This window comes from Methanospirillum hungatei JF-1, from assembly GCF_000013445.1.
Lineage (GTDB): Archaea > Halobacteriota > Methanomicrobia > Methanomicrobiales > Methanospirillaceae > Methanospirillum > Methanospirillum hungatei.
Map to the genome: position 1 here is coordinate 2,783,652 of NC_007796.1, position 12,826 is coordinate 2,796,477.

Consider the following 12,826-nt stretch of genomic DNA (forward strand, 5'->3'; position numbering starts at 1 on the left):
ATTTTACCTTTTTATCTGATTCTGCGGTATGTTACTGGGTTTTAATTTTAGTATAGCTACAATTAATTTTATATATGGTGGAAGATAACTTCTTACTACCCATGTGGACTAGACCCACTGGGGATGACTGAAATTAGCAGTTCAATAGTTGATCTTGAAAAAGGAGAGGATAATCATGGGCTGCTACGAGATCAGCAATACTGGTGATCAATCAGGTGATTAAAAATGACGCTAGATAGTGGTGCAACTGCGTGGATACTTGCCTCTACCTGCCTGGTCATGCTCATGACTCCAGGGGTCGGGTTGTTCTACGGAGGATTAGTGCGGAGGAAAAATGTCATCGCAATGGTGGCACTAGCATTCCTCAGTTATGCTCTCGTGAGTGTACAGTGGGTCTTTTGCGGATATTCAATCGCATTCGGCTCAGATATTGGTGGATTTATCGGTGGTCCTGACTATATCGGCCTTTCCGGAGTCGGGATGGAAGCTTCAGCTCTTCCCATACCGGATATCCTGTTTGCAGCATTCCAGCTGGTATTTGCTGCACTGACACTGGCAATCCTGACATCAGGAGTTGCAGAACGGATACGGCTTTCGGCCTTTGTGGTGTTCGGGCTGCTCTGGACAACGCTGGTCTATGATCCCCTTGCACACTGGGCCTGGGGTGGTGGCTGGGCTGCGTCGCTTGGAGCTCTGGACTTTGCAGGAGGAACTGTCGTTCACATCAGTTCAGGATTCGGTGCCCTGGCCATTGCACTAGTGATTGGAAAACGGATGGGCTTTGGAGAAAATTCGATAGAACCCCATAATATTCCGATGACTCTGCTTGGTGCGGCGTTGTTATGGTTTGGATGGTTCGGATTTAATGCCGGAAGTGCCATAGCAGCTGACGGTCTTGCTTCAAACGCCCTCATGGTCACCAACACCGCAGCGGCTGCCGGAGCACTGACATGGCTGCTTGCAAGCAGTATCCGTGGGAAACCAAGTTCAGTCGGCATGGTGTCAGGAGCCATTGCCGGTCTCGTCGGTATCACACCGGCAGCCGGATTTGTCGATGTTCCGTCATCCCTTGTCATCGGTGGTGTAGCCGGTCTCATATGTTATGGGGCACTGCTCTGGCGCCTGAAGAAAGGATTTGATGAGAGTCTTGATGCATGGGCCATTCATGGTGTTGGTGGTCTGTGGGGTGCAATCGCTACCGGTATATTTGCAAGTGTTGGTAAGACCGGACTTCTTGCCGGTAATGCGTATCAGTTTGGGATCAATACCATTGATGCCCTGATCGCTGTCGGATATGCCTTCGTGGTGACCTATATCCTGGCGATGATCATAGACAGGACAATCGGACTTCGGGTATCGGAAGATGAAGAATATGTCGGACTTGACATCTCCCAGCATGGAGAGCGGGCACGATCATAACAGAGGTGAATCATGAAACTCATAAAAGCCATCATAAAACCAGAGCGGCTTGACGCCGTTAAGAAAGCATTGGAAGACGCCGGGTATTTCGGAATGACCATCACCGAAGTACAGGGCCGGGGAGAACAGAAAGGTATCAGCCTTCAGTACCGTGGTGGAACAATAGAGGTAGATCTCATCCCCAAGATAGAGATGGAGATTTTAGTCTCTGCAGATAAGGTCGATCATGTCATTGAAACCATCAAGAAAGGAGCATATACTGGAAAGATTGGTGACGGAAGGATCTTTGTCATCCCTGTTGATGCATCTATCAAGATCAGAACCGGGGAAGTAATCACTGAATAAATCTTGTCGGAATTCATGGGTTCCTGCCAGAGAAAAAATTCCTCCCCCTTTTTTAGAAAGGGAAGAAATGTTCCTGTTCCCTACTCTGAATAACAAATCCACCGGTCATATATCGGATCTGCATCCGATTCAAATATCTCCGCTTTTTTTCCGGTGTCAAAAACCCAGTCTTTTATCTGATTAATCTCGTGTTCTGTGCCAGCGGTGAAAAGAACCCTGTCTGATGCCATACATGCAGCACCAATGATCTCCTGCCATATATGTGCATTAAATGAATGAATTTCACCGATCATAAATCCACATATCAAGGAAGCCTGTTTCTGAATGAACCGGTTTATCATCCGCCCATCTATCCACATGGTCCGTTCTGGTTTGAGCCGTCCGGCTTTCATTCCCCGGACAAGGAGGGATTCGTCATTATCATAGGCTATCGGATGCATTCCACAACTTTCCATGACCATTGAGCCTACACCGGTCCCACAGCAGCAGTCCAGACAGAGCCCGTGCTGATCAATTCCTACGGTGTTTCGTAAAAGAGTCTTAATGCTTTGAACCCTGGCTGGATTGAGATCATCAGGTCCGGGGAGGACAGAATCACACAGCAGGGTACTGTAATATTCCCTTAATGCATCGAGGATAGTCTCATTCTCCTCCTGATACATCTCCCATTCAAACTGCTCGAAAAGATCGATGAGTGCCAGTGATGGCTCACGGAACATGGTTACACACCCGTTCCACGCTCCTCCGCTGTCAGTTTTAGCAAAAAGAACCGGGTTCTCATCTTCATTAACCAGTATCTTTCCGTCCTTTCCTGGGGAACCGGTCATAAAATCATCCATCTCCTGATATATCAGATCAGAAAATGTTGGTTCAACAAGAGAGATGGTTTCAAGTTCCAGCATTTGTGCAATTTTCATATTTCAAGTCAGAACCTGTTAGGACTATGAAAAAAAAGAACTATCGGTTTGAAATGCGCAGGTCAGGCAAAAAGAATACAATTGAAAATTCTGCTCTTATAGAAATTCTTTGTCATTCATGTAGGGCCTGAGTACCTTTGGAATCACTACAGAGCCGTCTTCCTGCTGATTATTTTCAAGAATTGCCCGCATGGCCCGTGAAGTTGCAATAGCAGTAGAATTCAGGGTATGAACAAACTGTTTTGACTCAAAATCCTCTTTGTCCCTGACTCTGATATTTAACCTGACCGCCTGATATGTGGTGCAGTTTGAACATGAAACCACTTCACGGTATTCGTTTTCACGGGGCATCCAGGCTTCAATATCATATTTCTTTGCTGCAACCGTTCCGATATCACCAGTGCAGATATTTACAACCCGGTACGGGATCTCAAGTTTCTGGAATATCTCCTCAGCATTTTCACGAAGTTCTTCATGAATCGTCCATGAATCATCCGGATGACAGTAGACAAACTGCTCTACTTTATGAAACTGATGAACACGGAAGAGGCCCTTTGTATCCAGACCATGAGATCCGATCTCCCGTCTGAAACATGGTGAGAGTCCTGCAAGTCTGAGTGGTAGATCCTTCTCTTCAAAAATTTCATCCTGGTACATTGCTGCCATCGGATGCTCACTGGTGGCGATCAGGTATGCATCATCATCCTCAATTTTATACATGACCTTCTCAAAATCATCAAGATCAGTAACTTCCTCGTATGATTTCCGGTTAATCATGTATGGAGGTATGATGGGCGTATACCCTTTTTCCATCAAAATATCAAGGGAAAATCTCTGAAGGGCGAGATCAAGAAGCACCAGATTTCCTTTCAGAAAATAAAAGCCCGCTCCGGATGTTTTGGTAGCACGTTCAAAATCAGCCCAGTCATTATCTGCAGCAAGTTGCCCGTGGTTTTTAAGTTCAAAGGTAAAGGTCCGGGGTGTGCCATATCTCTTCACCTCGACATTCTGGGTATCATCAGCACCAACCGGTACGCTCTCATGGAGAATATTCGGGATACGCATGAGGTAATACCGTATCTTTTTCGAGATCTCCTCCATCTCAGCTTCATTTTCTTTTATGCGTCCAGGGAGCCCTGCAGCTTCAGCGATGAGTGCAGATGCATCTTCTCCGGCTTTTTTTGCACGGTTTATGTCATATGAGATGGAATTTCGTCTTCGCCGTAATTCATTGGTCTGACCAATAAGTTCACGGTGACGGATATCCTGAACAAGCAGGTCATCTATCCATGCTAACTTCTCCATATCATTTCGTTTCTTTAGATCTTCCCTGATGGCATCCGGATTTGCCCGGACAAATCGTATATCAAGCATTACAGTACACCTGGATTCTGGTAATAAGACCCTGATCTATTTTGATTGCCAGTACCTTTGGTCTTCCCCCTACATCACGATGATCACCGGATCTGCTGATGTATGGGAACAGGTTACGTTCAGCGATTGAGAGATCGAAAATAAAAAAAGTTTCAGGCAGAACTCTTCGGGAGCTCAACCTTGGTTTTGATTACTTCAACACGACGAACCGGGTGAAGCTCTTTTACTTTCTTAAAGAGTTCCTTTGCAAGATCGCCGTTGATGATATTGTTCACAAAAACACCGAGTTCATTCTCTTTGCCAAAGGTCAGAACATCATCGGTAAGAATTTTTCTTATCTCGTGCTGCTGACTCTGGTCTGCACGGGTGAGCGTGAAACAGGTAACTGTTGCACGGACCTTGCAGCCATCCTTGCTGACAAAGTTTACCACACAGTCAATCCTTGAGGTACGGCGTTTTACCAGTGATCTGATGAAATCACGCGCAAGTTCATGACCAATGAATGAGGTGTATGCTGCATCACCTGCTACATTCGTGATAGCAAACTTCATCTTTACATTCTGCTTGGTATAGTCATTTACCAATTCTGAGAGCGGTGCCTGCATGACCCGTCCCATAAGTTTGGACGGATCATCTGCCACGGTGTCACCAAGGTATACTTTTCCCACATTGTCAGGGCTGTACACCTTATACCAGGATTTTGCTTTCCATCCGTCGACTCTTCTGCCTGTTGGTTTTTTCGCTGCCATTATTCACACCTTTTTTCATTATGATGCATATGTTCTGACTTCCTGTATTGATGTCAAATAATTCAACCGGTTAGTTTCTCCCGGTATTATTGTGAAACTCCTGATTTGATGTTTGTGAGGATTTTTCACAAACTTCTTCTGCTACGGTGAGATTCATAAGATAATCGTCCATTGAGGCGATGACTGACCGGATTTTGGTACTTGTGATCTGTGTGATAACATAACTCCCCTCAGCATTCGTTTTCATCTCTGACAAGTTATCGACAGATATCGAATCCGCAATACATTGTGCATGGTCATGAATTGTCCGGATGATACCCTGAATATTCATGAGCTGAAGGCCTCAACAACCTTTGATGAAAATGTGTCAAGATATTCACAAGCAACGGTCGCTCCTGCCCTGTTCTGATGGCCTCCTCCATATCCTCCGTATTCAAGAGCCAGCTGACGGACTATCTCTCCTGCATATTTTCCACTCCTGCCGTCTGTTCGTATGGAACAAGAGCACGTCCCGTCATTTTTTTGCACTGCAATAATTACGGGGGAACTGTCCGGTATATTCCGAAACACGGTATCGGCAAGGTCACTGGTGAGATGTTGATCGCTGCACATGATCGGGCCTTTTTTATCATCCTGTGAACTTGCAAGGAATCGGTTCATCTCCTGAATGAGGGCCAGACGATGTGTTCGTGCTATCTCATAGGCCTTTTCAGTCAGTTTCGATGAACGAAGACAGAGTGAAACTGCAATGCTTCCATGACCTGCTTTTCCACATGAATCCACTATAAAGGCCATATTATGCGCATGCTCAATCACTTCCCGTTCCAGCATCCACATATCTCCCCATATTGAATCCAAGGTTTCAGGTCTGCACCTCTCTGCGGCCTGCAGAACAAGGAGTGAGCAGAGTATATCTCCCTGAAGGGTATCATCAATCGTTGATGTTCGAATAATATTGAGGGATTCCTCCTTTGAGCCGGAAATCCCATAGAGAAATGGTTCTGTTGAGAGCTCAATCTGCTCGGCAGGCGTTCTGCCTGGAAGAATAATTCCCCTCTTTTTACTGATGATCCCGTTCCCCAGGGCATCAAGATAGATATCCTGGTTTTTGCCGGTCAGGGTCTGCCCGTCTCCGATGACGCCAAGGAGTGTCAATCCTGCCAGATCACGGTTATCTCCAAGAGCATTTGCGACCAGATATGCAGTTCCCGCTGCGCAGAGGTCGGTGTCTCCATCGATCCCGTCATATCTTGGGTTCACATGATGCGGGCCCTCAAAGAAAGGGAGGTGATGATCAATGACCATCGTCTCTTCAGGTAATCCGGCAAGACCTGCACCAAGATCACAAAGAAGTAATGGCCTGGTCTTTGGGATATTATCTTCAGACAACCGGTGAGTTATCCGAAGTCTGAATGGAATGCCTGCCCGGTACAGAGCCATCGCCATGATCGATCCTGCTGCTATGCCGTCTGCATCATGATGACAGAGTATTTCAACAGAACTCTGTCTGGATAATTCATATGCAAGGTCTTTTGCAGCAGTTTCTATGGACATTTCAACCGTAGGATTATTTGGACAGGAGAATTTCTGCAGTTTCAGGTTTGTAAACCCAGTCTTTTGGAAGCTTTTTACTGCTTACATAGTATTTGACCAGTCTGCGGACTTTTGATTCAGTCAGCATGAGCTGGCGTTTATTATGAATGTCCCGCTTGTTTTCTGCGAGATGCTTGCGCATTCCAAGGGCTTTCTCTATCAGATTGCGGAGGTCTTCAGGGATTTCTGATGCAAGATCATTGTCACGCAGGATCTGGGTGATCTTTTTTCCGGTTGCGAGCTTGACGCTGGGAACACCATATTTGTCTCTCATTACAAGCCCGATCTCGGCTGTTGAGCTTCCTTGTCTGCGCAGGTCTACTATCTGCTTGATGATGGCTTCCTTGTCCGTGTTCGACCACTCCGGAGCCTGTGTCCGGTACGGTCTGACTGAACGTGAAATACCTCTTCTACGGGCATGCATTCGTGCCATTTCTAAATCCTCCTGTAAACAGAGCAAAATCCTGAGAGAGAAAAGAGTCAGATACGACTAATCTGCTAACTCTCTGCAATCCCAAAGCCCAGAACGGGCAGTGATGAAAATCACGTCGGACTTGCGTCTGCCAGCACTATAAAAAGTGCGGTATAATATGATTCGTGTCAGGTGATAAGGATACCCGTCAGGAGCCCCACTGGTTTATGAGATTGATAAGTGTGCGGCACCCCTCCAGTTCAAGAGCCAGAACCTCATCCCTGGTCATTCCCATTGATGTCTCACCATCAGCAGTGAGCATATCCGGTCCACGAATGACAATTCTTGATCTTCCATCTGCAGAGAGCACTTTTTCTGCTTCAGATATATGAATGAAAGATCTCCCCGGTAAAATAATCGTATCCGGCATGGTGGAGAGATCCAGTTCCTGAATATCATCTATGGTAATGAGATCCGCGATCTCTTTTTTCACCATGAAGATGAGATTCTCACCTCCTCTCGCTCTGAGGATCTGATCCAAAAAAGGACCTGCTATTGCACCGGTAATGACTCCGGCACACTTTGAAATCATTGGAAGGGTTTGAAGATGATCTGGTTCATGGGCCAGAATGAATGGAGAACCAAGATCTGGGTCATACAGGGGCGTTCCAGAGATTCTTATACTGGTAATCTTTTGTGTTTCCTTCACCAGATCGGCAAATTCGAGAGGGGTATGGATTCGTTGTCCTGGAATGATAGGTGCATTCTGTAGGATAAGGCCCTGCTCCGGAGTGTTTGCAAAGCGCATCAGAATAGCACCTTTCACTCCGGCTTTCTCCAGCCATCTGATGGTATCAATCAGAACCTTGCCGTCATTCACTCCAGGCAGAATTACCAGCGCGGCATATACCTCAATTTTTTGTGCAAGCCTGTGGAGCGTTTCCAGCGAAGCTTCTGGTGTTGGATCTTTCATATATTTCCGGCGAAGTTCAGGGTCATGGGCAAATACTGTAAAAGAAATCTCCCGAAGGCCGTTCTCTATCAAAAATTCTGCAATATCCGGATTATCAAATCCCTTTCCGCTGGTATATCCAATGTGGATAGGTGCTTCAAGAGAGGATAAAAGTTCCATCAGGTCTGTAAATTCCGGGTAACAACTGGGGTCTCCACCACCAGAAATCGTAATCCTTGTCAGGTCACCGGTGAGCATCTGAAGGTCGGCAAGTACTTTTCCCGCAACCTCCTGCAATGGGATAAAGCCCGAATACTTCTCCTGGACACTCCGCGAACAATAATCACAGCCTTTCGTGAAAGGAAGACAGTATTTGCATCCAAATGCAGGGAGATCCTGTGCGTGTTTGAAATAGCAGTATGCACAAAATCCTCGGCAGTCTATCCCTGGTCTGCCTCCTATGTCCACGGTCAGCTGTACCATTCCTGATTGGTCTGTACCAGAGCAGGAAAAAGAAACCGATCAAACATCACCTTTAAGTGTTGAGAGGTATAAGTTGTTCCCGCGCCTCAGTGGCTTAGCTGGCAGAGCGGTTGACTTGTAATCAACAGGTCCCGAGTTCAAATCTCGGCTGAGGCTTCCCTTTTATTGACAACCCATCCTGAATTTTCTTCAAAATTAGGACTCTTGTTCTAAAGAGACTCCCATCAGTCTGATTGAACCAATTCACTGCGTTCGTAGCATGGATTGGTCAGTGATACCTACTCTCGATCTATAGAATAATCATGCCGGATGGGGCAGCGGTATGCGAATGACTTGATAGACCGGATCAACGCGCTCAGATACTGACCGCTCTGGCGCTGGTTGATTCTGAAAAAAGAATTATGAGTTTTAGGTCTTTTCACAATATATTAAATACTTTCTCTGACCACTTAAAATAGGAAATATATTTGAGTATTTTCAGCAAAGTGGCTCTCTTTATCGGATTTTACTCCCTGACCCTCTCTGTGATTCAGCTTTTAGCCACAAAACGGATCACAAGAATATAAAATATACCAGACAACTAAGTAATGATACTTCGGAGTTACTCTCGGAGTATTCCATATCTTCATACATCAGGATAGATAGCCGGTTGTGTGAGGTATGGGTTGTATTCATTCGGAGGACATGTAATGAACGCACGATTTGCAGTTGTCATGATGGTGCTTGTCGCACTTGCAATCATGGCATTCCCCGCTACTGCAGCAATCAACAAGATCCCCGCCGGAGGAGAAGTTTTCCTTGGTGAGAAGGGACTTGATGTCTCTGCAGCAACCGGTGGCTCAAGCCAGATTGCATGGTGGCAGCCAGGTACCAACACTGAGACTGAGCAGCCTGCAGATATTCAGCAGGTTACCAACGCACAGTCATTTTATGTTTCTCCTGATATCTTCGTCGGAAAGACCGGCAACTGGTATCAGTGGAACGGCAGCGTAAAAGGCCCGCTCGCATTTAACATCAAGGAACCATCCCTTAACCTTAAGGTCTGGGACGGATCTGTAAATGAAGATGTGACCGGCAAGGCAATTCCAGTAGGCAACTACGGGAACTTTGTCGTTGAGACCAACATGCAGAGCATCATCACCCGTCCAGGGTACCAGCCTGCAGATGCACCTTTCAAGATCAAAGTAAAGAGTGCAGATGGTGGTGTCTACACCAACCTTGTTGGAAACAACGGTAAGGAAATCTCGCTGACGAATCTTGCTGTCAACCAGCAGCTCTGGTACTGGGTATCCCCAGACGAGAAGCACACTGAGCCGGCATCCAACGATGGATGGAACACTGCAGCCGAGGACAAGTATGGCAACCGCATGTACAAGGCAGGTACCTATACAGTCTGGGCAGAGTGTAACGCCAACAAAATGAAGGATCAGTACAAGTCACCAGACGGTTCAGACTACACCGGAAAGACCATCTCTGCAGTAAAGAGTGTTCAGATCGCCACCGACCAGGTGAAGATCGAAGCCAACAAGGACACTGTAGTCCGTGGCAACCCATTCTCTGTCACCATCACTGGTGTCCCGAACGCTGAGTACTATGTCTGGGCAAAGGGATCCGGCTCAATGACCGGCCAGCCTGATGACCAGCCACCGATGATTCTGTCCACCCAGGCTGATGTCAAGCAGGACGCAGCTGCAGGACCATACGAGATCGGTAAGTACCAGTACGAGGGAGGAGCAGGGAAGAGCATCAAGCAGGATGTCCCCGATGATCCCGAATTCCATGGAACCAAGTTCTACGCACTTGTAAAACTTAACTCCAGTGGAACCAGAACCGTTGAGTGGAAGACCTCCAAGGACACCAAGGACAAGAAGTACACTATCCGTGTAGAACGCAAATCCGGAAGCCAGTACAAGTCTGATGAGGTCGATGTCAAGGTAGAGAAGGGCGATGTTACCATCGTTGCATCTGGAGACCAGAGCTACTACCTTGGTGAGGAAGTCAAACTCTCCGGTACCAACTCCGAGACTGACGTTACCTATCTGTTCATCACCGGTCCAAACCTCCCGAACGCAGGTGGTATGCTGAAATCCCCACGTAAGGAAGTCAACAACGACCAGCCGGCATCCTTTGACCAGGCTGACGTTCAGGATGACGACACCTACGAGTTCAAGTGGCAGACCGCCAACCTTGAGATGGATGCAGGTACCTACACCGTTTACGCAGTCAGCGCTCCGCGCGACAAGGATCACCTCAGTGACGCACAGTACGACACTGTCTCACTTGTGATCAAGAAGCCGTACATCCAGGCAACCGCTTCAGCAAGTGTTGTTGCAAAGGGTGACAAGATGTACCTCCGTGGTACTGCAGAAGGCGACCCGTCCAAGGGTGTCGCAATCTGGATCCTTGGTAAGAACAAAGTTCTCTACGCAACTGAATCCGTGAACGATGACATGTCATTCGAGCATGAGATTAAGAGCGCAGAAACTGCATCTCTCTATGCAGGGCAGTACTTCGTTGTTATCCAGCACCCAATGTACAACAATGAGTTCGATGTCTACCCAGACAACCCACTCGAACCACAGAAGATCCTCGGTGCATACCCGACCCGTGACTCTGAAGTCTTCAGAATCGGCGGTGCAGGTGCACTTCAGGGAACTGACGCAGCAGAGGCACTTGTAAGAGCAATTGACTCAGCTATGGTAGATGATATCTACACCAAGATGCAGTTCCTCGTTGAGGAGCCAAAGGTCTCCATCAATCCGATTGGAGAACAGGCTGTAGGTTCCAAGTTTGAGATCACTGGTACCACCAACCTCATGTATGACGACAACGATCTGCTGGTCGAGGTCACTTCATCCTCATTCAAGCCGACCGACAAGTCACAGAGTGGTGAGTTCAACGGTGCAACCGGAACTATCAAGGTTCAGCAGGGCACCGATGGTCTGAACAAGTGGAGTTTCACTGTCGATGCAAGCACCTTCAAGCCGGATGAGTACATCGTCCGTGTCTCTGGTGTTACCACCGATGTTGTCGAGACTGCTCTCTTCAACGTTGTTGAGGCTGGCGCAGCACCGGTCGCCCCGGTTGTTGCACCAACTGAAGCACCCGTTGTTGAAGTAACTGCAGAGGCGCCAGCTGTTGAAGAACCAGTTGCAGAGGAAACCAACGCAACTGAAACCAACACAACTGAAGAAGCACCTGTTGCAGAAGAACCAGTCAACAAGACTGCGTAAATTAAATCAGGTTTAACATCTGATTTCCCTGGAAACCCGGGGTTTCTTTTTTTTTATAAAATTCTTCCGGAATATTTCAGATTATTTTCCGAATTGACCATTTCTCTACCAAAATCATCAAAAGGGATCCTAACGATACGTAAGAACCAATGAATTATCGTTTTGCAGATCGGATGAGAAAAACTCCCCGTTCGTTTATTCGCGAAACACTAAAAGTTACAGAACATCCTGATATCATCTCATTTGCAGGCGGTCTTCCGAATCCATCAGTTTTCCCCGTCCAGGAACTTGCGAAGACAGCTGAGGAGGTAATCAGGGAAGATGGCCCGGCGGCTCTTCAGTATGCAACAACTGAGGGATTTCTGCCATTACGAAACTGGATTGCAGAAAGGTATGCTCACAGGTATGGGATTTCGGTTACGCCAGATGAGATCCTTATTACCCACGGTTCCCAGCAATGTCTTGATTTAATTGGTAAGATATTCATTGATAAAGGCACTCATATCGGGATTGAACGGCCCGGGTATCTCGGAGCAATTCAGGCATTTTCTCTGTATGAACCTGCATTTGTACCGATCTCATTAGAAATGGATGGCCCCGCTCTTGATGATCTTCAGAATTTTCTGCAGATAAAGAATTGCGGGTTTTTTTATGGGGTTCCAAATTCCCAGAATCCCTCAGGAATCACCTGGTCGGATGAAAAACGCAGGGCAGTGGCAGATTCTCTCCATGATAATAAAGGGATTTTCATCGAGGATGATGCATATGGGGAGATCAGATTCCGGGGCGATATCCCGCGTCCGGTGAAGACAATGGTTCCTGATCAGGTCGTCATGAATGGCTCTTTTTCGAAGATTATTACCCCCGGAATGAGGATGGGGTGGATCTGTGCTCCAAAGCCTATAATGGATCAACTTGTTACGGCAAAGCAGGGCACTGATCTCCATTCAAGCATCCTTGCCCAGCGGATTATATACCGATATCTTTCAGAATATCCCATTGATGCCTACATCAAAAGGATTTCAGATACCTATAAATGCCAATGCGACTCTATGGTCCGCTCTATTCAAGAACATTTTCCTGAATCAGTTTCATATACCATTCCTGAAGGGGGGATGTTTCTCTGGGTGACCCTTCCGGAGAATATATCCTCAATGGAAGTATTTGCGAGAGCATTAAAGGAGAAAGTTGCGGTGTTACCTGGTATTCCTTTCTATACAGATGGAGGCGGGTTTAATACGTTACGTCTCAACTTTACAAACTCATCACATGAAAAAATTGAGGACGGGATTATTCGATTAAGCAGGGTACTGAATAGGTTACTTGAAAAATCCGAAAGATAAATTCAA

At 46.7% G+C, this 12,826-nt stretch carries 11 protein-coding genes and 1 tRNA gene; 5 read left to right on the plus strand and 7 right to left on the minus strand.

Annotated features, from left to right (window positions below):
• Window positions 1–225: 225 nt before the first annotated feature.
• On the plus strand, window positions 226–1,419 hold the full coding sequence (locus MHUN_RS13060) for an ammonium transporter (RefSeq protein ID WP_011449462.1): 1,194 nt from the start codon (window positions 226–228) through the stop codon (window positions 1,417–1,419).
• 12 nt (window positions 1,420–1,431) lie between these two features.
• A complete protein-coding gene (locus MHUN_RS13065) occupies window positions 1,432–1,764 on the plus strand; it encodes a P-II family nitrogen regulator (protein ID WP_011449463.1) in 333 nt (110 codons plus the stop codon).
• Window positions 1,765–1,844: 80 nt separating this feature from the next.
• On the opposite strand, the gene MHUN_RS13070 is transcribed toward MHUN_RS13065, so the two are convergent.
• The 7 genes from MHUN_RS13070 to mmp10 all read right to left on the minus strand — a co-directional run bounded on the left by MHUN_RS13070 (window position 1,845) and on the right by mmp10 (window position 8,244).
• A complete protein-coding gene (locus tag MHUN_RS13070; protein WP_011449464.1) occupies window positions 1,845–2,681 on the minus strand; it encodes a hypothetical protein in 837 nt (278 codons plus the stop codon).
• Window positions 2,682–2,777: 96 nt separating this feature from the next.
• Window positions 2,778–4,055: a serine--tRNA ligase gene (serS, locus tag MHUN_RS13075; protein ID WP_011449465.1), complete on the minus strand. Its 1,278-nt coding sequence runs from the start codon at window positions 4,053–4,055 to the stop codon at window positions 2,778–2,780.
• A gap of 152 nt (window positions 4,056–4,207) precedes the next feature.
• Entirely contained in the window at window positions 4,208–4,804 is a 597-nt protein-coding gene (locus MHUN_RS13080; RefSeq protein WP_011449466.1) for a 30S ribosomal protein S3ae, read from the minus strand.
• Window positions 4,805–4,874: 70 nt separating this feature from the next.
• The gene (locus tag MHUN_RS13085; protein ID WP_011449467.1) at window positions 4,875–5,135 is read right to left on the minus strand and encodes a KEOPS complex subunit Pcc1; all 261 of its coding nucleotides are present in this window, start codon (window positions 5,133–5,135) and stop codon (window positions 4,875–4,877) included.
• Window positions 5,132–6,358, minus strand: coding sequence for a DHH family phosphoesterase (locus MHUN_RS13090; protein ID WP_011449468.1), 1,227 nt, complete (start codon window positions 6,356–6,358; stop codon window positions 5,132–5,134). The genes MHUN_RS13085 and MHUN_RS13090 overlap by 4 nt, the downstream gene beginning before the upstream one ends.
• 13 nt (window positions 6,359–6,371) lie before the next feature.
• Window positions 6,372–6,830 carry a 30S ribosomal protein S15 gene (locus MHUN_RS13095; RefSeq protein ID WP_011449469.1) on the minus strand — a complete coding sequence of 153 codons (459 nt, stop codon included), beginning with the start codon at window positions 6,828–6,830 and terminating at the stop codon, window positions 6,372–6,374.
• A gap of 187 nt (window positions 6,831–7,017) precedes the next feature.
• Window positions 7,018–8,244 (minus strand): methyl coenzyme M reductase-arginine methyltransferase Mmp10, encoded by a 1,227-nt coding sequence (gene mmp10, locus MHUN_RS13100; protein WP_011449470.1) that lies wholly within the window; start codon window positions 8,242–8,244, stop codon window positions 7,018–7,020.
• A gap of 83 nt (window positions 8,245–8,327) precedes the next feature.
• Between mmp10 and MHUN_RS13105 the strand changes: the two genes are divergently transcribed.
• The 3 genes from MHUN_RS13105 (at window position 8,328) to MHUN_RS13115 (ending at window position 12,820) form a co-directional block, all read left to right on the plus strand.
• Window positions 8,328–8,400, plus strand: a tRNA-Thr gene (locus tag MHUN_RS13105).
• Window positions 8,401–8,933: 533 nt separating this feature from the next.
• Window positions 8,934–11,477, plus strand: a complete 2,544-nt coding sequence (locus MHUN_RS13110; protein ID WP_011449471.1) for an MEMAR_RS02690 family S-layer glycoprotein — start codon at window positions 8,934–8,936, stop codon at window positions 11,475–11,477.
• Between the two features lie 149 nt (window positions 11,478–11,626).
• The gene (locus MHUN_RS13115; RefSeq protein WP_011449472.1) at window positions 11,627–12,820 is read left to right on the plus strand and encodes a PLP-dependent aminotransferase family protein; all 1,194 of its coding nucleotides are present in this window, start codon (window positions 11,627–11,629) and stop codon (window positions 12,818–12,820) included.
• Window positions 12,821–12,826: the final 6 nt, after the last annotated feature.